At 27.8% G+C, this 22,993-nt stretch carries 26 protein-coding genes and 1 tRNA gene; 24 read left to right on the top strand and 3 right to left on the bottom strand.

What is annotated here, in order from left to right; all coding sequences use genetic code 11:
• The first annotated feature begins 48 nt into the window (after positions 1–48).
• A complete protein-coding gene (locus tag ACUN06_RS10005; RefSeq protein ID WP_294367814.1) occupies positions 49–1,038 on the top strand; it encodes a Gfo/Idh/MocA family protein in 990 nt (329 codons plus the stop codon).
• Positions 1,039–1,144: 106 nt separating this feature from the next.
• Here ACUN06_RS10005 and ACUN06_RS10000 read toward each other — a convergent pair.
• Positions 1,145–1,227 (bottom strand) — tRNA-Leu (locus ACUN06_RS10000).
• A 195-nt stretch (positions 1,228–1,422) separates the two neighbouring features.
• On the opposite strand from ACUN06_RS10000, the gene ACUN06_RS09995 reads away from it, so the two are divergent.
• The gene (locus ACUN06_RS09995; RefSeq protein ID WP_294125706.1) at positions 1,423–2,241 is read left to right on the top strand and encodes a ZIP family metal transporter; all 819 of its coding nucleotides are present in this window, start codon (positions 1,423–1,425) and stop codon (positions 2,239–2,241) included.
• A gap of 100 nt (positions 2,242–2,341) precedes the next feature.
• Here the strand turns inward: ACUN06_RS09995 and eno are convergent, their stop codons facing one another.
• A complete protein-coding gene (eno, locus tag ACUN06_RS09990) occupies positions 2,342–3,634 on the bottom strand; it encodes a phosphopyruvate hydratase (RefSeq protein ID WP_291734774.1) in 1,293 nt (430 codons plus the stop codon).
• 397 nt (positions 3,635–4,031) lie between these two features.
• Here eno and ACUN06_RS09985 point away from each other — a divergent pair, with 397 nt between their 5' ends.
• The 3 genes from ACUN06_RS09985 (at position 4,032) to ACUN06_RS09975 (ending at position 6,280) form a co-directional block, all read left to right on the top strand.
• The gene (locus tag ACUN06_RS09985) at positions 4,032–4,724 is read left to right on the top strand and encodes an iron-sulfur cluster assembly scaffold protein (protein ID WP_291734771.1); all 693 of its coding nucleotides are present in this window, start codon (positions 4,032–4,034) and stop codon (positions 4,722–4,724) included.
• 20 nt (positions 4,725–4,744) lie between these two features.
• Entirely contained in the window at positions 4,745–5,743 is a 999-nt protein-coding gene (locus tag ACUN06_RS09980) for a GGGtGRT protein (RefSeq protein WP_294125711.1), read from the top strand.
• 198 nt (positions 5,744–5,941) lie between these two features.
• The gene (locus tag ACUN06_RS09975) at positions 5,942–6,280 is read left to right on the top strand and encodes an arsenate reductase family protein (RefSeq protein WP_294397597.1); all 339 of its coding nucleotides are present in this window, start codon (positions 5,942–5,944) and stop codon (positions 6,278–6,280) included.
• A gap of 139 nt (positions 6,281–6,419) precedes the next feature.
• Here the strand turns inward: ACUN06_RS09975 and ACUN06_RS09970 are convergent, their stop codons facing one another.
• Complete coding sequence (locus ACUN06_RS09970; protein ID WP_291733263.1) at positions 6,420–7,727, bottom strand: aspartate kinase; 1,308 nt, start codon at positions 7,725–7,727, stop codon at positions 6,420–6,422.
• A gap of 251 nt (positions 7,728–7,978) precedes the next feature.
• Between ACUN06_RS09970 and ACUN06_RS09965 the strand changes: the two genes are divergently transcribed.
• The 19 genes from ACUN06_RS09965 to ACUN06_RS09875 all read left to right on the top strand — a co-directional run bounded on the left by ACUN06_RS09965 (position 7,979) and on the right by ACUN06_RS09875 (position 22,912).
• Positions 7,979–8,932 (top strand): DUF4003 family protein, encoded by a 954-nt coding sequence (locus ACUN06_RS09965; RefSeq protein ID WP_302541616.1) that lies wholly within the window; start codon positions 7,979–7,981, stop codon positions 8,930–8,932.
• Entirely contained in the window at positions 8,913–9,068 is a 156-nt protein-coding gene (locus tag ACUN06_RS09960; RefSeq protein ID WP_449389726.1) for a hypothetical protein, read from the top strand. The genes ACUN06_RS09965 and ACUN06_RS09960 overlap by 20 nt, the downstream gene beginning before the upstream one ends.
• A 135-nt stretch (positions 9,069–9,203) precedes the next feature.
• Positions 9,204–9,878 carry a deoxyribose-phosphate aldolase gene (gene deoC, locus ACUN06_RS09955; protein WP_294367224.1) on the top strand — a complete coding sequence of 225 codons (675 nt, stop codon included), beginning with the start codon at positions 9,204–9,206 and terminating at the stop codon, positions 9,876–9,878.
• 168 nt (positions 9,879–10,046) lie between these two features.
• Entirely contained in the window at positions 10,047–12,353 is a 2,307-nt protein-coding gene (locus ACUN06_RS09950; RefSeq protein WP_294160979.1) for an AAA family ATPase, read from the top strand.
• A 173-nt stretch (positions 12,354–12,526) separates the two neighbouring features.
• Complete coding sequence (gene spoIIAA / locus ACUN06_RS09945; RefSeq protein ID WP_291733273.1) at positions 12,527–12,862, top strand: anti-sigma F factor antagonist; 336 nt, start codon at positions 12,527–12,529, stop codon at positions 12,860–12,862.
• A gap of 16 nt (positions 12,863–12,878) precedes the next feature.
• The gene (spoIIAB, locus tag ACUN06_RS09940; RefSeq protein ID WP_449389725.1) at positions 12,879–13,301 is read left to right on the top strand and encodes an anti-sigma F factor; all 423 of its coding nucleotides are present in this window, start codon (positions 12,879–12,881) and stop codon (positions 13,299–13,301) included.
• Positions 13,302–13,318: 17 nt separating this feature from the next.
• Positions 13,319–14,077: an RNA polymerase sporulation sigma factor SigF gene (sigF, locus tag ACUN06_RS09935; RefSeq protein WP_294397604.1), complete on the top strand. Its 759-nt coding sequence runs from the start codon at positions 13,319–13,321 to the stop codon at positions 14,075–14,077.
• Positions 14,078–14,230: 153 nt separating this feature from the next.
• Entirely contained in the window at positions 14,231–14,707 is a 477-nt protein-coding gene (gene spoVAC / locus ACUN06_RS09930; RefSeq protein ID WP_294397609.1) for a stage V sporulation protein AC, read from the top strand.
• Positions 14,708–14,718: 11 nt separating this feature from the next.
• Positions 14,719–15,735, top strand: a complete 1,017-nt coding sequence (gene spoVAD / locus ACUN06_RS09925; RefSeq protein ID WP_294367228.1) for a stage V sporulation protein AD — start codon at positions 14,719–14,721, stop codon at positions 15,733–15,735.
• Positions 15,736–15,759: 24 nt separating this feature from the next.
• Positions 15,760–16,116, top strand: coding sequence for a stage V sporulation protein AE (gene spoVAE / locus ACUN06_RS09920; RefSeq protein WP_291733285.1), 357 nt, complete (start codon positions 15,760–15,762; stop codon positions 16,114–16,116).
• 110 nt (positions 16,117–16,226) lie between these two features.
• Positions 16,227–16,385, top strand: a complete 159-nt coding sequence (locus ACUN06_RS09915; RefSeq protein ID WP_291733288.1) for a DUF1540 domain-containing protein — start codon at positions 16,227–16,229, stop codon at positions 16,383–16,385.
• Between the two features lie 246 nt (positions 16,386–16,631).
• Positions 16,632–17,048: a flavodoxin gene (locus ACUN06_RS09910; RefSeq protein WP_291733289.1), complete on the top strand. Its 417-nt coding sequence runs from the start codon at positions 16,632–16,634 to the stop codon at positions 17,046–17,048.
• Positions 17,049–17,093: 45 nt separating this feature from the next.
• A complete protein-coding gene (locus ACUN06_RS09905) occupies positions 17,094–17,696 on the top strand; it encodes a DUF3793 family protein (protein ID WP_294367231.1) in 603 nt (200 codons plus the stop codon).
• Between the two features lie 37 nt (positions 17,697–17,733).
• A complete protein-coding gene (locus ACUN06_RS09900) occupies positions 17,734–18,018 on the top strand; it encodes a DUF2325 domain-containing protein (protein ID WP_291733293.1) in 285 nt (94 codons plus the stop codon).
• Positions 18,019–18,219: 201 nt separating this feature from the next.
• The gene (locus ACUN06_RS09895; protein WP_449389724.1) at positions 18,220–20,019 is read left to right on the top strand and encodes an ABC transporter ATP-binding protein/permease; all 1,800 of its coding nucleotides are present in this window, start codon (positions 18,220–18,222) and stop codon (positions 20,017–20,019) included.
• Position 20,020: 1 nt separating this feature from the next.
• Positions 20,021–21,691, top strand: a complete 1,671-nt coding sequence (locus tag ACUN06_RS09890; protein WP_449389723.1) for an amino acid ABC transporter ATP-binding/permease protein — start codon at positions 20,021–20,023, stop codon at positions 21,689–21,691.
• 95 nt (positions 21,692–21,786) lie between these two features.
• A complete protein-coding gene (locus tag ACUN06_RS09885) occupies positions 21,787–22,086 on the top strand; it encodes a nitrous oxide-stimulated promoter family protein (RefSeq protein ID WP_291733301.1) in 300 nt (99 codons plus the stop codon).
• Between the two features lie 45 nt (positions 22,087–22,131).
• Positions 22,132–22,548 carry a YbaN family protein gene (locus ACUN06_RS09880; protein WP_449389722.1) on the top strand — a complete coding sequence of 139 codons (417 nt, stop codon included), beginning with the start codon at positions 22,132–22,134 and terminating at the stop codon, positions 22,546–22,548.
• Positions 22,549–22,591: 43 nt separating this feature from the next.
• Complete coding sequence (locus tag ACUN06_RS09875) at positions 22,592–22,912, top strand: hypothetical protein (protein ID WP_294160982.1); 321 nt, start codon at positions 22,592–22,594, stop codon at positions 22,910–22,912.
• Positions 22,913–22,993 lie beyond the last annotated feature (81 nt).

Here is a 22,993-nt window from a genome sequence, read left to right as displayed (position 1 = left end):
ATTAATTAATCTAAATTATTTTAATTTATAGGAGAATAAATGAGAGTTATGAAATTAGCAGTTATTGGGTCGGGTATGATTGTAAATGAGTTTTTAAGCATAGTTCCGTATTTAAATAATATTAAAATTAATGGGATTTATGGAAGGAAAAAAAGTTATGAAAAATTAAATAAGATAAAAAAACAAAATAACATTAAAAATATATTTTATAATTATGAAGAATTGCTTAAAAGTGATATAGATACTGTATATATATGTTTACCTAATAGTCTTCATTTTGAATTTTCAAAGAAAGCTTTAGAAGCTAATAAAAATGTTATAGTTGAAAAACCAATAACATCAAATTATAAAGAAGCTAAAATATTAAGTGATTTAGCAAGAAAAAGAGGATTGTTTATTTTTGAAGCAATTACAACATTATATTTGCCTAATTATTTAAAAATAAAAAAATTAATTTCCAAATTAGGTGAAATAAAAATAGTTGAATGCAATTACTCTCAATATTCAAGTCGATATGATGATTTTAAGAAAGGAAAAGTATTGCCTGTATTTGATCCTAAGTTTTCTGGAGGAGCATTGATGGATTTAAATATATATAATATCCATTATATAGTTGGATTATTTGGAAGGCCTAAAAATGTTGAGTATTATCCTAATATAGAAAGAGGGATAGATACATCAGGAATATTGGTTTTAGATTATGATAAATTTAAATGTGTTTGTATTGGCTCTAAGGAATGTAAGGCACCCATTTATAATAATATTCAAGGAGATAAGGGATGTATATATCAAGATAATCCAACAAATAAATGTGAAAGATTTGAATTGTTACTGAATAATGAAGAAAGTAAGATTATAAATGAAAATAATTATAGGAATAGAATGATTTATGAATTTATAGAATTTGAAAAAATGATAAGTAGTAATGATTTTAATAGATGTTTTCAATTATTAGATCATAGTTTAATTGTAAGTGAGGTTCAAACTGTAGCTAGAAAGAAGTCTGGAATTAAATTTGCAGCTGATGATTTGTATTAAATAAAGTATTAAAATTGTAATTGGTAAGTTAAATAAAAAATAAAAGCATTGATTTTACTAAATTTAAGTAATATTAATGCTTTTATTAATGTTAGATATATAAAATTGGTGCCGGCAGTGGGAATCGAACCCACACGGTTACCCGCATGATTTTGAGTCATGTGCGTCTGCCAGTTCCGCCATGCCGACTTAATTAACATATAAATAATATTATCATATAGGGATAATTGTGTCAATAGAGTAAATTGAAAAAAGTGGAAAATGATTTGGTTGATATAGAAAATGAGTAAATAATTTAATAGTATTTAGAACTTGTTGTAAGATTTTATCATATATTGCTTATATAATGATAAAGCTATGAATAATAAAGGAGATTTAAAAATTATGGAATGGTTTATGGGATTAAATCCAATTGCTCAGGGATTATCGGCTACAATATTTACATGGGCAATAACAGCACTAGGTGCAGCTTTAGTATTTTTCTTTAAAACTGTTGATAGAAGAATATTAAATTGTATGCTTGGATTTGGAGCTGGAGTTATGATAGCAGCAAGCTTTTGGTCATTATTAAATCCAGCAATAGAATTATGTGATAACCTTGGATATAGTGAAATTATATTACCATCCATTGGATTTTTTTCAGGAGGAATTTTTATAATATTAGCTGATAAAATGATGGATAAGTATTCATATGGGGTAATAACAGAAAATGATGAAATAGCAAGAGACTCAATAGTAAAGAAGTACAAAAGAAGTATATTGCTTGTAGTAGCAGTAACACTTCATAACATACCAGAGGGATTAGCTGTTGGGGTAGCCTTTGGTGGAGTAGCAGCAGGAATACCATCAGCAACTATAGGAGCAGCTATAAGCTTAGCATTGGGAATAGGTCTTCAAAATTTTCCAGAGGGAGCAGCTGTATCTTTACCTTTAAGAAGAGAGGGTTTATCAAGAACTAAAAGTTTTTTTTACGGACAAGCATCAGGAATAGTTGAGCCAATAGCAGGTTTTTTAGGTGCAATGGCAGCTGTTGGGGTTAGAAGTATGTTACCATTTTTTTTAGCTTTTTCAGCAGGGGCAATGGTTTCAGTTGTAGGTTCAGAGCTATTACCAGAAGCATCTATTGAAAATAAGGCATTAACAACTATAGGATTAATATTTGGATTTATAACTATGATGATATTAGATGTAACACTTGGATAAAGATAAAATAAGGATGACACAAAAGTATCATCCTAATTACATAAAAATATAATGTTTTATTGAGAGAAATTAAAAGTTTATTCAAAAAAGATTTATATTATTATTTTAGGTTAAAGAAAGCTTGTCTTCCTCTATATTCAGCAACTTCGCCTAATTCTTCAGAAATTCTAATAAGTTGATTGTATTTAGCAACTCTTTCTGATCTAGCAGGTGCGCCTGTTTTAATTTGACCAGCATTAACTGCAACAACTAAATCAGCAATAGTAGTATCTTCAGTTTCTCCTGATCTATGAGATATAACTGCAGTATAACCAGCTCTATTTGCCATTTCAATTGCATTTAAAGTTTCTGTTAAAGTACCAATTTGATTTAACTTAATTAATATTGAGTTAGCTACACCCTTTTGAATACCATCTGATAATCTTGAAGTATTAGTTACAAATAAATCATCTCCAACTAATTGAACCTTATTTCCAAGTCTTTCAGTTAGTAGTTTCCAACCTTCCCAATCTTCTTCAGCCATACCATCTTCAATAGATATGATTGGATATTTATTAACCCAGTTTTCTAAAAAATCAACCATTTCAGAAGGTGTTAAAGTTTTACCTTCATGCTCTAAAACATATTTTCCATCTTTGTAATATTCAGAAGAAGCAGCATCTATAGCAATAAACATATCTTTTCCAGGTTCATATCCAGCTTTAGTTATAGCTTCTAATATGATTTCTATAGCTTCTTCATTTGATTTTAAGTTAGGAGCAAATCCACCTTCATCACCAACACCAGTTGAGTAATTTTTTTCATTTAAAGTTTTCTTTAATGAATGATAAACTTCACCACAAGCTTGGATAGCCTTATCAAATGAATCAAACCCTACAGGCATAACCATAAATTCTTGTAAATCTACAGAGTTATCAGCATGTGAACCACCATTGATTATGTTCATCATTGGAACTGGAAGTACTTTTGCATTTACACCTCCAACATATTGATATAAAGGAAGTCCTAAGAAATTAGCAGCAGCTCTAGCAACAGCTAAAGAAACTCCTAAAATAGCATTAGCACCTAAGTTACCTTTATTATTTGTTCCATCTAATTCAATTAATTTTTTATCTATTGCAGTTTGATCAAAAACATTATATCCAACTAATTCTTTTGCAATTACTTCATTAACATTATTAACAGCGTTTTTAACACCCTTACCCATAAAGAAGTTTTTATCACCATCTCTTAATTCAACAGCTTCATAAATACCAGTAGAAGCACCTGATGGTACAGCAGCTCTTCCTACAGTTCCATCTTCAAGTACAACTTCAACTTCTACAGTAGGGAAGCATCTTGAGTCAAGAATTTGTCTTGCTACAATATTAACTATTTCTATAATATTTTTCATTTTAATATCCTCCTTAAGCATAAAAAAGTTAATTATATTTTATTTAATGAATAAAGCATTTAAACTTTTACTAGATGTAAATAAAAATCATTATCAATACTTTTAACTTAGTATAACAAAATAAAAGAATAAATAGCAAGAGAATTGATAATAATTATCAATTTCACTTTAAGAAGAATATTTTAAAAAAATATTTTTAAAAAATAGTAATAAAATTTAACAATATGATAAAAAAATCTCAATTTAATATTGTTACGGATTGATTCATCTGTTATTATATAGAAGTAGGATAGATTTATGCCCAGTGGGGTAAATCTTGACCCAGTTAGGTATGGTCTAGATATTACATATATTTAAGACAAGCTATAACTAATATTATTAGGGAGGAATCAATATAATGATGTATTCAAGAGAAGTTGAAGAAATGTGCGTTGTTTCTAAAGGCGCTAATCATGCATGTGCTCCAATTCCAGTTGAAGGAAAATGGGTACAAGCTACACAAATATCAGATATTTCAGGGTTAACTCATGGAATAGGTTGGTGTGCACCTCAACAAGGAGCTTGTAAATTAACTTTAAACGTTAAAGGTGGAGTAATAGAAGAAGCATTAGTTGAAACTGTTGGATGTTCAGGAATGACTCACTCAGCTGCTATGGCTTCAGAAATATTACCAGGAAGAACTATATTAGAAGCTTTAAACACAGACTTAGTTTGTGATGCTATAAATACAGCAATGAGAGAATTATTCTTACAAATCGTATACGGAAGAACTCAAACTGCGTTCTCAGAAGGTGGATTACCAATCGGAGCTGGTTTAGAAGATTTAGGTAAGGGATTAAGATCTCAAGTTGGTACTATGTACGGAACAGTTGCTAAGGGACCAAGATACTTAGAAATGGCTGAAGGATACGTTACAAAAATCGCTTTAGATGCAGATAACGAAATCATCGGTTATAAATTCGTTCACCTTGGAAAAATGATGGAAATGATCGCTAAGGGAATGGATGCTAACGAAGCATTAGAAAAAGCTGCAGGACAATACGGAAGAGTTGCTGACGCTGTTAAATTAATCGATCCAAGACACGAATAATTGTAAGGAGGAATTTAATCATGGCATTATTTGAAAGTTATGAAAGAAGAATAGGACAAATCACTCCAGTATTAGAACAATACGGAATGAAAACATTAGAAGATGCTAAAGCAGTATGTACTGAAAAGGGAATTGACGTATACGAAATCGTTAAGTCAACTCAACCAATCGCATTCGAAAACGCTATGTGGGCTTATACTTTAGGTGCTGCTATTGCTATAAAGAAAGGTTGCACAAAGGCTGCTGATGCTGCTGCTGCAATCGGAGAAGGGTTACAAGCTTTCTGTATCCCAGGTTCTGTTGCTGACGATAGAAAAGTTGGTTTAGGACACGGTAACTTAGGAGCTATGCTTTTAAGAGAAGAAACTAAATGTTTTGCATTCTTAGCAGGTCACGAATCTTTCGCTGCTGCTGAAGGTGCTATCAAAATAGCTGAAAAAGCTAACAAAGTAAGAAAAGAACCATTAAGAGTTATATTAAACGGTCTTGGAAAAGATGCTGCTAAAGTTATCTCAAGAATCAATGGATTCACTTACGTTCAAACTAACTTTGATTTCTTCACTGGAAAATTAGAAATAGTTAGTGAAAAGCCATACTCAAACGGACCAAGAGCTGCTGTTAAATGTTACGGAGCTAATGACGTTAGAGAAGGTGTTGCTATAATGCATCACGAAGGTGTTGACGTATCAATCACTGGTAACTCAACTAACCCAACAAGATTCCAACACCCAGTTGCTGGAACATATAAGAAAGAATGTATCGAAGAAGGTAAGAAGTACTTCTCAGTTGCATCAGGTGGTGGTACTGGTAGAACTCTTCACCCAGATAACATGGCTGCAGGTCCAGCTTCTTATGGTATGACTGATACTATGGGAAGAATGCACTCAGATGCTCAATTCGCTGGTTCTTCATCAGTTCCTGCTCACGTAGAAATGATGGGATTAATCGGTATGGGTAACAACCCAATGGTTGGAGCTACTGTTGCAGTTGCTGTTGCTATAGAAGAAGCTTGCAAATAAGCAATTCTTTTAAATAGAAACTTAAGTTAGTTTATTGTAACTAATTTTAAATAAGAAACACACGTTAATTAGAGTAATCTAAATGGCGTGTGTTTTTTATATAATTAAACACACCGTATAATATTTTTAATTTAGTTATTAAATTTATATGATATAATTTTTATTATATGAAAACATAATAAGTGAAAGGACAAAAACATGAATATACAAATATTTGGAATAAAAAAATGTAATGATACAAAAAAAGCTGAGAGATTTTTTAAAGAAAGAAGAATTCCTTATCAATTTATAGATTTAAAAGAAAAATCATTAAGCAAAGGTGAACTTCAAAGTGTTAAAAAGGCTATAGGACTAGAAAATTTAATAAATAAAAATTCAAAGGACTATAAAAAATTAAATATGGATAAGATTAGAGGAGCAGAAACTAGAGAGGAACTATTATTAAAAAATCCTACATTATATGTTACTCCTATAGTTAGAAATGGAAAAGAAGCAACAGTAGGAAATTCACCAGAAGTATGGAAAAGCTGGGAATAATATGGTGAGCAGTTACGAGTGACAAGTTAGTGACAAGTTTCAAGTGACAAGTTAAGGAATAAATTCGGCTTTAGCCGAATTTAAAAAATATAATTAAGAAACTCCATAAGGAGTTTCAACCATAACTTGCCACTTGCCACTAATTAAATGCTTTATAAATTGCATTAATCCCTTTTTCAAAATCGTCATTTTCAATGCCAACTAGTACGTTAATTTCACTAGAACCTTGGTCAATCATTCTTATATTTATATCAGATTCCGCAAGGGCAGTAAATATTTTAGAAGCAACTCCTTTAGTATATGCCATTCCTGTACCAACAGTAGCTATTAATGCCATATTAGGATATACAACTACGGAATCGGGATTACATGCTCTTTTAATTTCTTCAACTATTATTTCAGTTTTATTTTTTAAATTAGAATCAGAAATAACTACACTTACAGTATCAATTCCAGATGGCATGTTTTCAAAAGAAACACCATTTTGCTCTAATATAGTAAGAATTTTTCTACAAAAACCTAATTCGCTATTCATCATAGATTTTTCAATAGATAAAACAGTAAAATTTTGCTTTCCAGCTATACCTGTAATAGTATTTTCATGTTTAATTTCATTACTAACAATTAAAGTACCTTCATTTTCAGGTTCATTAGTATTCCTAATGTTAATAGGGATTCCAGAAGTCCTTACAGGAAATACAGCTTCTTCGTGAAGAACAGAAGCTCCCATATAAGATAATTCTCTAAGTTCTCCATAGGTAATTGTTTTTATTTTTTTAGGATTATTGACAATTCTAGGATCAGCCATTAAAAAGCCAGAAACATCAGTCCAATTTTCATAAAGTTTAGCATTGATGCTAGCAGCTACTAAAGCACCTGTAATATCAGAACCACCTCTTGAAAATGTAACTATATCACCATGTTCATTAGACCCATAAAAACCAGGAATAACAGCTCTTTCATGATTTGAAAGCTTGTCCTTAAGTGCTACATAAGTTTCTTCTATATTTAATGTTCCATATTTATTAAATTTAATTACATCTTTAGCATCTATAAAATCTATATTTAAATAATTAGCAAGGATTATTCCATTTAAGTATTCTCCTCTACTTGCAGTATAATCAACAGAAGCCCCATTTTCTATATCTGTTTTAATTATATTTAAATAAGAAGTTAAATCTAAATTTAAATTCAAATCATCAACTATTGATTTATATCTTTCAGAAATTAGTTTAAATACATCATCTAAGGAAATACCAGATTTAACATGTGCATGACATAAATAAAGTAAATCTGTTATTTTAAAATCTTTAAAAGAGCTTTTTCCAGGTGCTGAAGGAATTATATATTTTCTTTCAGGATTACTTTCAAGTATATTTTTTACTTTCTTAAAGTGTATAGAATCAGCTAAAGAACTTCCACCAAATTTTGTTACTATAGTATTCATTTTTATGCCCCCTTAAAATTAAAAAAAGTTAAAATTAACCTAATAATATTTTAGCAAAAAATGACAAAAGACTCAATGGTTTTAATTGATTAGACTAGAAAAATTGTTATAAAATAACATAGAATTTGTTATTAAAATGACATAAATTCATAGTATAATAGTAAGGTAAAATAATAATTAAACATTACTTAATAAAAGAAGAGTAATTGCAGTACAAATATATTTAAAACTTATGGGGGAGAGGTAAGTACATGGATAAGTTTCTGGCAGACAGAATACAACTTACAGTTGATAATTACAGATTAGTAAAAGAAGAATTAAGAAATGATGGAGATATAATAAATCATTTTGCATCTTTAATTTTTTCACATTATGAAAGAGAAATACCGATATATAGAGTTAAAGAAATAAGAAAAAATATAAAATTAAATACAACAAGGATATCACCATTTAGGGGAGATACATTAAATATACTTTCATTACTAATAGCAACAGTTGATAAGGAAGAAGAGGAAGAACTTATACAAGATATTTATGATGTTATGGAGTTATTAGAAGGGGAAGGATTTACATCAGGTTCATATTTAGTGTTAACTGCATTTACAATTAGCAAGTATACTAAGTTAAAAGATAAAAAAGAAATTATTAATAAAATAAAAGAGCTATATATAATATTAAAAGAAAAATACTATGATATAACTAATGAGGATGATTATTTACTTTGTACATTATGGGTTATAAATAATATCCATGCAGAAACTGTTGATGATTTTATTGAAAATATATTTAACCACATAGCAGATTCACATATAAGCTCTAAAAATGGAGTTCAGGCTTTAGCAAATTCAATTATTTTAAATGGATCATCTGGTGAAATGTATAGAAGTATGGAATTTATTCAACAACTTCAAAAAAGAAATATAAAAATAGCAAATCAATTTTTACCTTTAATAGGTGTATTATCAAATTATAATCCTAGAAGAAATGCTGATATTGTAGAAGGGGTTATTGAATATTTATGTGATGAAGAGGTAGAATATGAATATTACCTTGATAAGGGATTTAGAACTATAATTGCTATAGTTATTATATCGTTTTGTTCAGTATCTAATAAAAGAAGATATATTGATGAGCTTTTAGCTCAAGGAATAATTTCATTTATTAATAGTAAAAATAAAGGGATTTTTGAAGAGGTATTATATTAGGGGAGAAAAGGATAAAATAATTTTACATGTGGATATAAATATTATATATAATGTAGCAGAGGAAATAGTTAATGATGAAAATTTTGAAGCTGAGATTAGATTAATTGGAGTAACTGTATCAGGAATAAAAGAATAAACTAGTGAGCAATTAAGATTATTTTAGATAAATACACTAAGTTATTTAAACAAAAGTACTTTCCAATAATGGGTAAGTAATTTATAATAAACAATGATACTTATGAAAAAATTAAAGTTAGATGGAGGTAATAAAATGAATAAAGCACAAATAGCTAAAATGATAGATCATACAATATTAAAAGCAGAAGCAACAGAAAGTGAAATTATAAAACTTTGTAAAGAAGCAATTCATTATAACTTTGCTTCAGTTTGCGTAAATCCATCAATGGTTCCTGTAGCAGCTAAAGAATTAAAAGGAACACATGTTAAAGTTTGTACTGTAATAGGTTTCCCTTTAGGTGCAACAACTACAGAAGTTAAAGCTTTTGAAACAAAGGATGTTATTGAAAAAGGTGCTACAGAAGTAGATATGGTTATTAATGTAGGAAAGTTGAAAGAAAGAAATTTAGAATATGTTAAAAATGATATAAAAGCAGTTGTTGAAGCTGCAAAAGGAAAAGCACTTACTAAGGTAATAATAGAAACTTGTCTTTTAACTGAAGAAGAAAAGATTATTGCTTGTAGGTTATCAAAAGAAGCAGGTTCTGATTTTGTTAAAACATCTACAGGGTTTTCAACGGGAGGAGCAACAGTTGAAGACATAAAGCTTATGAGAGAAACTGTTGGACCAGAAATGGGAGTTAAGGCATCAGGTGGAGTTAGAAGTAAAAAAGATGCTTTAGCAATGATTGAAAATGGAGCTACTAGAATAGGAGCATCAGCTTCAATTTCTATATGTGAAGGAACCGAATCAAATTCAAATTATTAATAAAAAGGAAGCATATATTTGCTTCCTTTTTATTATATTTAAAAATATAGTACTTTTTTAAAAAAGTATTGCCTAAATTTTTTATATAAGAATATTAATATAATAGATATCATTCTAAATAAGGGGAAATAAATTTAATTATATATTTCTTGCCTTAACAGGAGGGTTATGAAAAGAGAGTTAACTCCATCAGAAATAAAATTTAATATATCATTAACAGAATGCAAGAGTGATGAAAATACAAAAGGAATCAAAGAATTTAATGAAGCTTATAAAAAAATAGAAAGGGCAATAACTATAGATAAGGAAGGATATAACCTTTACTTAATAGATACCTTTTCTAAAGATAAATTAAAAGATTTAACTTCTTTTATTGAGGATACGTATAAGGATTTAGAAGCACCTAAGGATATATGTTATGTAACCTTAGAGGAAGTTAACAGGCCAGAGGCAATTTTTGTTGCAAATGGAAAAGGAAAAAAGTTAAAAGAAACTGTAGATAATATTAAAAATTCTTATTTAGAAGTAGTAGATGATTTTTATGGAGATTCTAGCAATGATGAAAAAGCTTATTTAGTTGAAGACATACAAAATAGAAGAAATAATTACCTAGATGAATTAACCAAAATGGCAAAGGCTGAAGGATTTGAAGTAAAAGCTACAAGTAAGGGATTTGCTTTTATACCTTTAAGTGGTGAAGAAGCAATGAGTGAAAAAGAATACGATAATTTAGAAACAGAAAATAAAAATGTAATAGTAGCAAAGGCTACAAATTTAAAAAGAAAAGCAGAAACTATTTTAGAAGAGCTTAAAGATATTGAAATCAAGTCTATTAAAAAGTTAAAAAAGATTTATTCTAAGTTCTTATCAACTCAAATGGAAGAAGATAAAGATGAAGCATTATTAGAATTTATTACAGATGATGATTCATATGAATATCTAGAAAGATTATTTACTTGTATAGAAGAAGATTTAATTGAGTGTTATACAATGAATATAGAAGATGATGAAAGTGAGATTTATGAAGTTTTAAATAAGTATGATGTTAAAGTAATAGTAGATAACACCAATAACACATCACCACCAGTAATTTACGAAGAAGATCCTAATTTAAATAATTTAATTGGATTAATAGAATATGAAAATCACAATGGAATGTATACAACTAATATTTCATTAATAACTGCAGGTTCTATTTTGAAGGCTAATGGAGGCTGCTTAATTATAAGATTAAATTCTCTAGCAGTAAATAATTTAAGTTATTATTATTTAAAGAAAATTTTAATTTCAAATAAAGTTTCTTTTGATACAAATAAGAGTTATTTAGAGTTTATTAATATTAATGGATTAAAGCCAAAATCAATACCAGTTAAATTAAAAGTTATTTTAATTGGTGATTATGAAACTTATGATATTTTATATAACTCAGATGAAGATTTTAAAAAGCTATTTCCATTAAGAGCTGAATTTTCATCAGTGGTAAAAGTAAATGAAAATTCAATTGTTGGTATAAAGAAAATTATAGAAAAAAAGATTAGAAAAAATGAGCTTTTTAATGTAAATAATGAAGCAATGAGTGAGATTTTTAAGTATTTATGTAAGAAGAGTAGCAGTAAAAAGAGAATATTTAGTGATGAAGATGATATTGATAAATTATTAGTACTATCTAATAATCATGCCAAAGAAGAAAAGAGAATGGAAATATTAAAGGAAGATATAAGAGCAGTTGCTTATGAAGAGGAATTAATTGAATCAGAGTTTATTAGTATGTATGAAGAAAAGAAAATATTGATTGAAATAAATGATAGAAAAATTGGAGCAATTAATGGACTTGCTGTCATTGATAATGGATATTGTACATTTGGAAAACCTATGAGGATTACTTGTGTAGCCTATAAGGGAGCAGGAAGAATATTTGATATACAAAAGGAGAGTAATTTAAGTGGAAAAATTCATGAAAAATCTATAAGTATATTAAAAGGATTACTTACTAATATTTTAAATCCCTATGAAAGTATACCAGTTGATTTTCATTTGAGCTTTGAACAAACTTATGGAATTGTAGAAGGAGATAGTGCATCTGTAGCTGAAATTATATGTATTTTATCAGCATTGAGCAAAAAAGGAATTAAACAAAATATAGCAGTTACTGGTTCTATAAATCAATTTGGTGAAGTTCAACCAATTGGTGGGGTAAATGATAAAATTGAAGGCTTTTTTAAAGTATGTAGTATTTTAGAAAGTTTTGAAGGTAAAGGAGTCTTAATTCCAGAAGCAAATAAAGATGAAATAATATTGAAATCTGAAGTTGAAGAAGCAATTATTAATGGAAAATTTTGTGTTTATACTATGAATAGTTTAAATGATGCAATTGAAGCATTATTATTAGAAGAAGATGAAACTATTGAAGAGTTTTATGAAAAATTACAAGAGGAAGTTGATAAATATAAAGATAAAGATAAAAATCATAAATAATATGTTAATAAAGTCGGCTTTTGCCGGCTTTAAATTTTATATTGAAGAGCATACAATATCCATAAAAAGGAAAATAATCATTGACTACAAAATATATGTTATGTTAAAATTATGGAAAAAGAAGGAAGATGGGAGGTATAAACTCTAAATATTTATCTTTAGAGTTAATTTTTATGTTTTTAAAATTTAATAAAATTAATGATAAATTAATAGTAGCTCTTGTTGGTGAATTAGATCATCATAGTGCAGAAGAAGTTAGAGTTAAGATAGATGATAGAATAGAAAGAGACAACATTAAAAAAGTAATTTTAGATTTTAAGGAAGTTACTTTTATGGATAGCTCAGGTATAGGTGTTGTTATAGGAAGACTTAAAAAGATTCAAAATAGGGATGGAAAAGTATGTATAACCAATGTAAATAAAAGAGTTGATAAAGTATTTACACTTTCAGGTCTTTATAAAATAATTACTGTTTATAGAGATATTAATGAAGCGGTTGAAAGTATTTAATGGAGGGGTTAAAAAGATGGAAGAAAATAAAGTGTGTATAGAATTTGAAAGTAGATCTCAAAATGAGGGTTTTGCAAGAGTTGCTGTATCTGCTTTTATTTCTCAATTAGATCCAACTATTGAGGAAATAGCAGATGTTAAAACAGCTGTTTCAGAAGCTGTTACAAATTCTATTATTCATGGTTATGAAAATGATAAAAAGGGCATAATTAAAATAGAGGCAATAATTTCCGGGAGAAAAGCAACAATAGTAATTGAAGATTATGGAAAGGGGATAGAAGATATTGATAGGGCAAGAGAACCATTATATACTTCAAGACCTGACCTTGAAAGATCAGGAATGGGATTTACAGTAATGGAAAGCTTTATGGATACGTTAATTGTTGAAAGTAAAAAAGGAAAAGGAACTAAAATTATTATGACAAAGAAATTTAGTTAGCATGTTAGGGGAGATTTATGGAAAAGGGTGAAGTAAAAAAAGAAAAAGTAAGTTATGAGGATAATTTACAGTTAATACCTTTAGCTAAAGAAGGTAATACAGAAGCTTTAAATAAACTCATAGAAGCTAATTTGCCTTTAGTAACTTCTATAAGTAAAAAGTTTACAAATAGGGGATATGAATATGAGGATATATATCAAATTGGTTGTATGGGACTTGTTAAAGCAATAAAGAACTTTGATGAAAAATACAATGTTAAATTTTCAACTTATGCTGTACCTATGATTATTGGAGAAATAAAAAGATTTCTTAGAGATGATGGGATGATTAAGGTTAGCAGAAATGTAAAAAGCTTAGCAAAAAAACTCCATTTTGATAAAGAAGCTTTAACTAAAAAGCTAAATAGAGAACCAACGGTTGAAGAGTTAGCACAGTTTTCAGGAATGGATAAAGAAGAAATATTATTTGCATTAGAATCTTCTGCAAGTATGCAATATCTCTATGAAGTAATTCATCAAGATGATGGTTCACCTGTACTATTAATTGATAAGCTAAGTGAAAATGCAATTGAGGATAAAAATATAACTGAAAAATTAGCCTTAAAAGAAGCCTTAAGAAATTTAGATACAAAATCAAGACAAATTATAGTTCTTAGATATTTTAAGGATAAAACTCAAATACAAGTAGCAAAAATGTTGGGAATAAGTCAAGTGCAAGTATCAAGGATAGAAAAAAAGGTATTACAAGAAATGAGAAAACAATTAGATGAAGGATGAACAAATGAAAGTGAATAAGTTAATAATTAATAAAATATGAAATAATCTATGTTAAATGAGCAATTATTTAATATAGATTATTTTTTTGTAATTTAATTTCAAATTAGAGGAATACTATAAATATTAAATAAAAAAATATAAGGAGATATTTTTATGGATAAAAGAGCAAAGAAAGAAGAAAAGATATTAAAGGATTTTCAAAAAATATCTAAGGAAATGGCTCCTAAACCACAATATTTTAAAAATATTATTTTAGCATTTATTGTTGGAGGAATTATTTGTACTATAGGTCAGTTTATTTTAAATATAATGTTAAGGTTTGGTATAGATGAAGAAGCAGCAAAGCTGTGGTTACCAATAATAATGATATTTATTGGAGCACTATTAACTGGTTTTGGAGTTTATGATAAAATTGCATCCTTTGGTGGGGCAGGAACAGTTGTACCTATTACTGGTTTTTCAAATGCAGTAGTATCTCCAGCAATAGAATTTAAAAAGGAAGGATTTGTATTTGGTGTTGCTGCAAAGATGTTTACAATTGCAGGTCCAGTACTTGTTTATGGAATAGGTACTTCGGTAATTATAGGAATTATTTATTATATTCTTGGATTATTAGGAATTGTTGAATAGGAGAGAGAACAATGGCTACTAAAGATAAAAAGATTGGAAAGCAAACTGTTAAATTGGAAAATCCACCTAAAATTATTTCAACCTATTCTATAGTAGGGCCAAAAGAAGGTGATGGGCCTTTAAGAAAGTATTTTCATAAAATAATAAGGGATGATACATTAGGAAAAGATAGTTTTGAAAAAGCAGAATCTGAAATGATGTATACAGCAATAAGAGAAGCAATAAAAGGAGCAAACTTAACAGAAGATAAAATAGATTACTTATTTGCAGGTGATTTATTAAATCAAATAACATCATCTAGTTTTGCAGCAAGAGAGCTTAATATACCTTTTATAGGTTTATATGGAGCATGTTCTACAATGTCAGAATCATTAAGCATGGCTTCATTATTTTTAGATGGAGGTTTTGGAAATTATATTGTTGCTTCAACATCTTCACATTTTAGTTCTGCAGAAAGACAATTTAGATTTCCACTAGAGTATGGATGTCAAAGATGTCCTACTTGCCAATGGACAGTAACTGGCTCTGGGGCAATGGTATTAGGAAGAAGTGGAGATTATCCTAAGGTTACTTATGTCACAACAGGGCTTGTTAAGGATTATGGAATAAAGGATGCTAATAATATGGGAGCAGCAATGGCACCAGCTGCAGTAGACACAATTTATAATCATTTTAAAGATACAGGTAGGAAGCCAAATGATTATGATATTATAGCAACAGGTGATTTGGGGAAGGTTGGAAAAGAAATTACAACTAAACTTCTCTTGGATTATGGATATGATATTAGTAATAATTATATTGATTGTGGAGACATAATTTTTGATGATGAAAGACAAAAAACTGATTGTGGTGGAAGTGGATGCGGATGTTCTGCTGTAGTTACTTGTGGATATTTATATAAAAAATTAATGAAAAGGGAAATAAAAAGTATATTATTAGTATCTACAGGAGCATTAATGAGTACGACATCATCTCTTCAAGGTGAGTCTATTCCAGGGATAGCTCATGCAGTTGCTATTGAATTTTAATAAAAATGAGAGGAAGATTAAAAAATGGACTATGTTAGTGCATTTATTGTTGGAGGATTAATATGTGTTATAGCTCAAATATTAATGGATAGAACAAAGCTTACTCCTGCAAGAATATTAGTTATATTTGTAACATTAGGAGCTATTCTTGGTGGTTTTGGTATTTATGATAAATTAATTGAAATAGGTGGCGCTGGAGCTACAATACCATTACCTAGTTTTGGTAATTCACTAGCTGATGCAGCAATTAAAGGAGTTAAGGAAGATGGATTATTAGGAGCCTTTATAGGTGGAATCAAGGGTGCAGCTGGTGGAATTACAGCAGCTATATTTTTTGGATATTTAATGGCACTTATTTTTAATCCAAAAACGAAAAAATAAACTAAGAATATATAATTAGTGTGGAAAAAATAAGTGATAATAGTTATCAAGAATAATATTGAGCTTAAAAGGAAAAAATAATTGTGTAATAATATTAGGAGGTGAAATATATGAATAAAAATGAAAGTATTAAATGTACTGTAGAACAATGTAAACATCATGCCTGTTCTGAAAACTATTGTACATTAAATTCTATAAGTATTGGAACTCATGAACCAAATCCAACAGTTGCTGAATGTACAGATTGTCAATCATTTGTATTAAAGTAAGCACAACTAAAAATAAAGTATTAAAATAATTTTTGATACTAGCTGAAAATATAAAAAATAGAGGATTCAAGCATGAATTCTCTATTTTTTATATAATTTGTTGTATTAAAATTATTATTTGTAATTTAAAATAAAGTTTAATTATTTATAAATTATTTTATATGAATAGTATTGACAAATAATGGGCAATGCTATATTATAATAATTAATTGAGAATGAATATCAATATTGATTAGGAGGGAAAGTATGAAAATAGTTTATTATTCTGGATCAGGAAATACTGAAAAAATGGCAAATTTAATAGCAGAGGGAATTAAAGAAGAAGGAAAAACAGCGGAGTTAATCAATGTTTCTTCAGCAGGATTAGATGTTTTTGATAATGAGGATATTGTTATATTAGGATGTCCAGCAATGGGTGATGAAGTTTTAGAGGAAGCAGAATTTGAACATTTTATGGAAGGTATATCTGATAAAATTTCTGGTAAAAAGGTTGCATTATTTGGATCATATGGATGGGGAGATGGTCAATGGATGAGAGATTGGCAAGATAGAGTAGAATCTTTAGGTTGCACATTGATAGATGATGGTTTAATTATTAATTATGAGCCGGAAGATAATTCTCCTGAATGTATTAATTTTGGAAAAGAAATAGCAAAGGCTTAATTTATAAAATTGAAACAGGTAGAATTTTATAAGAGTCTTTCTAAAATGGAAGAAAGAGAGTGCATTGAAAAATTTTTAATTTATAATGCCTCTCTTGTAATATCAGGAGTAAAACCATCAGCTACAGTTACCATAAAAAAGGATAATGATAATTTATATGATAAATGGATTAAATATGGAATTGATTTTTTAAAAATTATTGATATTTCATATATAAATCTAAGAGAAACAAATAATGCTTTAATTATATTAATTTATAATGAAAATAAATTAAAAAATTATATATTTGAAAAAGAAAATAAAAAATTTTTATTACAATTAGGATATTGTGATAAAGAAGATTTAGATGAGCATTTAATAATCTTAAAAAGAAGATATAAGGAGTTTAATTGTCCACATGAATTAGGTGTATTTTTAGGATTTCCTTTAAATGATGTTAAAGATTTTATGGGATGTAAGGAGAAAAAATGCTTAAGTTGTGGATATTGGCTTGTATATAATGATTTACAAGAAGCAAAGAAAGTATTTAGTAAATATGATAAGGTTAAGGAACATACAGTAAATTATATATTAAATGGAGATTCATCACATAAGGTAGCTTATAGTATAAAGAATTTATTTAATAAGATTGAAAATATTACTGTATAAATATTTTAATTAACATTTAAATAGAAAGGAAGAAAAAATGAGTGTAGTCATAGTAGGTGGTCATGATAAAATGAGTAAAGAATATATACGGGTATGTAAGAAGTACAATTGTAAAGCGAAGGTATTTACACAAATGGAAACCGGGTTAAAGGATAAAATAGGTATGCCAGATGCTGTTATATTATTAACTGATGTTGTATCACATAAACTTGTATTAACAGCTAAAAGAGAGGCAGATAAAAAAAATATTACAGTTATAAGAAAGCATAAAAGTACAGTAAATGCAGTAGAAGGTCTTATAAAACAAATAGTAATGAATTAAAAGAGAAGAACTATGGTAAATTTAGGTGTAAAGTTCCTTTTATTATATAATTAATACATATATAATAAAAGGAATTTTAATTTTTTTAGCTAAATATATTGAAAATAATTATCAATTAAGGTATATTGTTTTAAGTGATAATAAAAATCATTTGAAATGAGTTTATAAATGATATTAATAATCAAAGGAGGAAATTGTAGTATGATGATCAATAAAAGGTTAATAAACCTTTGTAAAGAATCAAAAAAATATATAGCATTAACTATATTAGTAAATTGGATTTCAGTTTTATGTAATATTGTTACAATAATATTAATAGGTCAGTTTATTAATAAAATTTATGTTGGTCAAAGATTAAATATTAATGGTAATAACATTTTAAATTCAATGATGGAATTTAATGTTTGGGGAAAGATTTCATTACTAGCAGCTATTGTAATAATAGCAATTTTATTAGCAATTAGATATTCATGCAATATTTTATATGCTAAATTCTCAAATGCTGCATCAGCAAATGCAAGAGTAACATTAAGAGAACTTATTTATAAGAAATTATTAAAATTAGGTACAGGTTATACTTCAGTTGAAAGTACATCAGCAGTAGTTCAAGTATCGGTTGAAGGAATTGAACAGCTTGAAATATATTTTGGAAAATATTTATCTCAATTCTTTTATGCTCTTTTAGTTCCAGTAACATTATTTATATTTATGAGCTTTATATCATTTAAAGCAGCACTAATATTTATACTTTGTGTGCCTCTTATTCCAATATCAATTATTGCAATAATGAAAATTGCTAAAAGAATATTAAAAGATTACTGGAAGTCTTATTCAGATTTAGGTGGAACATTCTTAGAAAATCTTCAAGGGTTAACTACATTAAAAGTATTTAATATTGACGAAGAACGCCATGAAAAAATGAATATTGAAGCAGAAAAATTTAGAAAGATAACTATGAAAGTTTTAAGCATGCAGCTTAATTCAATAACAATAATGGATTTAGTTGCATTTGGAGGAGCTGCAGCAGGAACAATAGTTGCATTAATTCAATTTAAAAATGGACAAATTCCTGTAGGAAGCTTACTTATAATAATATTACTTTCATCTGAATTTTTTATACCACTTAGACTTTTAGGATCATATTTCCATATAGCAATGAATGGTATGGCTGCAAGTGATAGAATGTTTGGGATATTAGATGCAGAAGAAAGAGAAAAGAACGTTGAAACTAATGAAGAAATTAAACTTAATGATATTAAGGTAAGTTTAAGAAATGTTGATTTTAGTTATGATGGAGAAAGAGAAGTATTAAAGAATATTAATATGGATGTTACTCCAGGTGGATTAGTTGCAATAGTAGGGGAAAGTGGTTCAGGAAAAAGTACAATTGCATCACTTATCTTAAATAACTATAAAGTAACTAATGGAGAAATCAGTATTAACAATTTAAATATAGAAAATATATCATTAGATAATATTTATGGAAACATAGCATTAGTATCTACAAATAGTTATATATTTAATGGAACTATTTTAGATAACTTATTAATGGCTAAGAAAGATGCAACAGAAGAAGATATTAATAATGCATTAAAAACAGCAAGATTATATGATTTTGTAAAAGGATTAAAAGATGGATTATTAACTGATGTTGGTCAAGCTGGTAGTGCATTATCAGGTGGACAAAAACAAAGATTAGCTTTAGCAAGAGTTATATTAGCTGATAGACCAATGATAATTTTTGATGAAGCAACTTCTAATATAGATGTTGAAAGTGAAGAAAGTATCTGGGAGGCAATTTATGAACTTTCTAAAGAAAAAACTATATTAGTAATATCTCATAGATTAGCTAATTTAACAGATGCTAAAAACATTTATGTTATGAATAAAGGGAAATTAGTTGAAAACGGAACTCATGAAGAGTTAATGAAAAATGAATCTTGCTATTACAATATGGTTAATAAGCAAAATGAATTAGAAATGATAAGGGAGGTTTGCTAATATGAAAAGAAGATCAGGCTTCCAAATTATGAAAAGATTAATAGTAGAATTAAAGCCATTAGCGCCAATTATGGCAATAACTATAAGTATGGGTGTGGTTGGTTTTTTAGCTGCAATAGCAATAGCAAGCTTTGGAGCAATAGCAATAGGTGCTGCAATAGGTGATATTACATTTATAAGCTTTACTGGTGCTATGGTTGTTATGACAGTAAGTGCACTTTTAAGAGGATTCTTAAGATATGGTGAACAATTATCAGGACATTATATTGCTTTTAAAATACTTTATATTTTAAGAGATAAAATATTTGCAAAGCTTAGAAAATTGGCTCCTGCAAAATTAGAAGGACAAGAAAAAGGAAATCTTATTTCGTTAATTACATCAGATATAGAGCTTTTAGAGGTATTTTATGCTCATACTATAGCTCCAATAACAATTGCAATAATTACAAATAGCATAATTTCAATAATTTTATTTATGATAAATACTTGGTTTGGAATATTATCAGTTATATTCTTCTTAATTGTTGGATTTGTAATTCCATATGCTTCATCTAGCTTAGGTAAGGAAGCTGGTGTTGCTTATAGAAATATGTTTGGTGAATGTAATAACTATATTCTTGATTCTTTAAGAGGGTTAAAAGAAGTTTTATTATTTAAATCAGGTGATGAAAGGCTAAAGGAAATTAACTCTAAATCATATAGAATTAATAAGAGCCTTGATAAAATTAAAGAACATGAAGGTATAATAAGAGCAGTTACAGACTTAACTATAATGATTGCAATATTAACTTTTGTTGGAGTTGGATTTGCTCAATATTCAAAAGGTAACATATCATTTACATGGATGCTTGTAGGTATTGTAATAATAGCATCATCATTTGGACCAGTAGTTGCTTTAAGTAACCTTTCAAATACATTACTTCAAACTTTTGCATGTGCAGAAAGATTATTTGATTTAATTGATGAAGAACCTCATGTAGAAGAAGTTTTAGAGGGACAAACAATAAGGGGAGAATCAATAGCATATGATAATGTAACATTCTCTTATCCAAATAGAAAAGAAAAAATATTTGATACTGCTTCAGTTAATATTAAAAAGGGTGATAAAATTGCTCTTATAGGAGAAAGTGGTATAGGAAAAAGTACATTTGTTAAATTAATGATGAGATTCTGGGATGTAAATGAAGGAAAGATAAACCTTGATAATAAAAATATTAAGGAAGTTAATACTGCATCTCTTAGAAATAGTCAAACTTTAGTTAGTCAGGAAACTTATTTATTTAATGAATCTATATTAGATAATATAAAAATAGGAAATCCAAGTGCTTCAAAAAATGAGGTTATACAGGCTGCTAAAATGGCATCTATACATGAGTTTATAGAAAATTTACCTAATGGATATGATACTAAAGTTGGAGAACTTGGTGGGAACTTATCTTCTGGTGAAAAACAAAGAATAGGACTTGCTAGAGCATTTTTAAGTAATGGAGAAGTTTTAATATTAGATGAGCCTACAAGTAACTTAGATACTTTAAATGAAGGTGAAATATTAAAATCAATAAAGGAAAATTGTGAAGATAAAACTATAGTGCTTATATCACATAGAAAATCAACAACAGCAGTTTGTAATAAAACTTATAAGTTAGAAAATAGCAAGTTAGTATTAAATTAATAAAATTAAAAAGCTGTATCAACATGTTTTTATGATACAGCTTTTTATAAAAAAAACATTTGAGAATGATAATCGATTATTTATGGAGAAATAAAATGACTAAGATAGAAAAAGAAAAACAAACAATTAAATTAATGATAGATATATATTGTAAAAAGAAGCATGGAAATAAAAGTGGAGAATTATGTGAAGAATGTGCAGAATTATTAGAATATGCACATAAAAGATTAACTTATTGTAAGTTTGGGGAAGAAAAATCAACTTGTTCAAGATGTCCAATACATTGTTATAAAAAGGACATGAAGGAAAAGATTAAAGATGTAATGAAGTTTTCTGGGCCAAGACTTATTATATATAAGCCATCAGAAGTTATAAGACACGCATTAAATAAATAATAAAATAAATATAAAAAATAAGATAAGATTTAAAGGGGAATAAGCATGAATAGAATAAAAAAATACTTATATATAGCTTTAGGCTTTATAGCATTGGGGTTAGGTATTATAGGAATAATTTTACCAGTATTACCAACAACACCATTCTTATTAGTAACTTCATATTGCTTTGCAAAGGGATCAGATAGATTTCATAATTGGTTTATAAATACAAAGGTTTATAAGAAGCATTTAGAAAGTTTTGTAAAAGAAAGAGCTATGACATTAAAAGAAAAAGTTGTATTATTAAGCTTTGTAAATTTCATGTTAGCTTTCCCTTTAATTTTAATAGATGTTTTAGCTATGAGAATAACTATTATTATATTAATAATAATTAAGTTATATTACTTTACATTTAAAGTTAGAACAATTAATCCAGAGGAAAAGAAAGCTATGGAGGCTGCAAAAACAAAAGTAGCTTAATTAATATTAGTAATTTACAAGAAAAAGGTAGGAATAAGTTGTAATGGAAAGAATAGCATCGATGTTTTTTTGCTTATCATTAGTAATTTATCATGTATTAAGATTATTTAAGATTAAAAAAAGTACATGTATAAAAGTACATATAGTTTTAGGGAGCATTTCAATTTTTGCAATGATTTGTGAATTGGTTTTAAGAATTGGTCAAGAAGGCTTTGTGAAATATATAGGATTTAATATTATTATGATTATTATAGGAATAACGGGATTGTTAATGAAAAAAAATTATAAATTATATAAGAAGATTCATATTATATTTACTGCTTTATTTTTTGTATATTTACCTATAGCTATTAAATTTATGTAATAAAAACAAATTAAAATTTTAATTTAGGCTTTGCTAATTAGTAAGGTCTATTTTTTTATTATAACATCATTTCAATATAAG

The organism is Clostridium sp. ETTB3 (assembly GCF_053571985.1).
Note: the sequence above shows the minus strand (reverse complement) of the source record. Positions and strands in the feature narration are given on the sequence as shown.

Excerpts from the sequence above, each read along its gene's own strand:
- spoVAE (WP_291733285.1), top strand. The coding sequence starts at position 15,760 with ATGGACTATGTTAGTGCATTTATTGTTGGAGGATTAATATGTGTTATA.
- spoIIAB (WP_449389725.1), top strand. The coding sequence starts at position 12,879 with ATGGAAGAAAATAAAGTGTGTATAGAATTTGAAAGTAGATCTCAAAAT.
- ACUN06_RS09875 (WP_294160982.1), top strand. The coding sequence starts at position 22,592 with ATGGAAAGAATAGCATCGATGTTTTTTTGCTTATCATTAGTAATTTAT.
- ACUN06_RS09980 (WP_294125711.1), top strand. The coding sequence starts at position 4,745 with ATGGCATTATTTGAAAGTTATGAAAGAAGAATAGGACAAATCACTCCA.
- ACUN06_RS09975 (WP_294397597.1), top strand. The coding sequence starts at position 5,942 with ATGAATATACAAATATTTGGAATAAAAAAATGTAATGATACAAAAAAA.
- ACUN06_RS09950 (WP_294160979.1), top strand. The coding sequence starts at position 10,047 with ATGAAAAGAGAGTTAACTCCATCAGAAATAAAATTTAATATATCATTA.
- sigF (WP_294397604.1), top strand. The coding sequence starts at position 13,319 with ATGGAAAAGGGTGAAGTAAAAAAAGAAAAAGTAAGTTATGAGGATAAT.
- ACUN06_RS09900 (WP_291733293.1), top strand. The coding sequence starts at position 17,734 with ATGAGTGTAGTCATAGTAGGTGGTCATGATAAAATGAGTAAAGAATAT.
- deoC (WP_294367224.1), top strand. The coding sequence starts at position 9,204 with ATGAATAAAGCACAAATAGCTAAAATGATAGATCATACAATATTAAAA.
- spoVAD (WP_294367228.1), top strand. The coding sequence starts at position 14,719 with ATGGCTACTAAAGATAAAAAGATTGGAAAGCAAACTGTTAAATTGGAA.
- ACUN06_RS09985 (WP_291734771.1), top strand. The coding sequence starts at position 4,032 with ATGATGTATTCAAGAGAAGTTGAAGAAATGTGCGTTGTTTCTAAAGGC.
- ACUN06_RS09895 (WP_449389724.1), top strand. The coding sequence starts at position 18,220 with ATGATGATCAATAAAAGGTTAATAAACCTTTGTAAAGAATCAAAAAAA.
- ACUN06_RS09905 (WP_294367231.1), top strand. The coding sequence starts at position 17,094 with ATGGAAGAAAGAGAGTGCATTGAAAAATTTTTAATTTATAATGCCTCT.
- ACUN06_RS09880 (WP_449389722.1), top strand. The coding sequence starts at position 22,132 with ATGAATAGAATAAAAAAATACTTATATATAGCTTTAGGCTTTATAGCA.
- ACUN06_RS10005 (WP_294367814.1), top strand. The coding sequence starts at position 49 with ATGAAATTAGCAGTTATTGGGTCGGGTATGATTGTAAATGAGTTTTTA.
- eno (WP_291734774.1), bottom strand. The coding sequence starts at position 3,634 with ATGAAAAATATTATAGAAATAGTTAATATTGTAGCAAGACAAATTCTT.
- ACUN06_RS09885 (WP_291733301.1), top strand. The coding sequence starts at position 21,787 with ATGACTAAGATAGAAAAAGAAAAACAAACAATTAAATTAATGATAGAT.
- ACUN06_RS09915 (WP_291733288.1), top strand. The coding sequence starts at position 16,227 with ATGAATAAAAATGAAAGTATTAAATGTACTGTAGAACAATGTAAACAT.
- ACUN06_RS09890 (WP_449389723.1), top strand. The coding sequence starts at position 20,021 with ATGAAAAGAAGATCAGGCTTCCAAATTATGAAAAGATTAATAGTAGAA.
- ACUN06_RS09995 (WP_294125706.1), top strand. The coding sequence starts at position 1,423 with ATGGAATGGTTTATGGGATTAAATCCAATTGCTCAGGGATTATCGGCT.
- spoIIAA (WP_291733273.1), top strand. The coding sequence starts at position 12,527 with ATGTTTTTAAAATTTAATAAAATTAATGATAAATTAATAGTAGCTCTT.
- ACUN06_RS09970 (WP_291733263.1), bottom strand. The coding sequence starts at position 7,727 with ATGAATACTATAGTAACAAAATTTGGTGGAAGTTCTTTAGCTGATTCT.
- ACUN06_RS09965 (WP_302541616.1), top strand. The coding sequence starts at position 7,979 with ATGGATAAGTTTCTGGCAGACAGAATACAACTTACAGTTGATAATTAC.
- ACUN06_RS09910 (WP_291733289.1), top strand. The coding sequence starts at position 16,632 with ATGAAAATAGTTTATTATTCTGGATCAGGAAATACTGAAAAAATGGCA.
- spoVAC (WP_294397609.1), top strand. The coding sequence starts at position 14,231 with ATGGATAAAAGAGCAAAGAAAGAAGAAAAGATATTAAAGGATTTTCAA.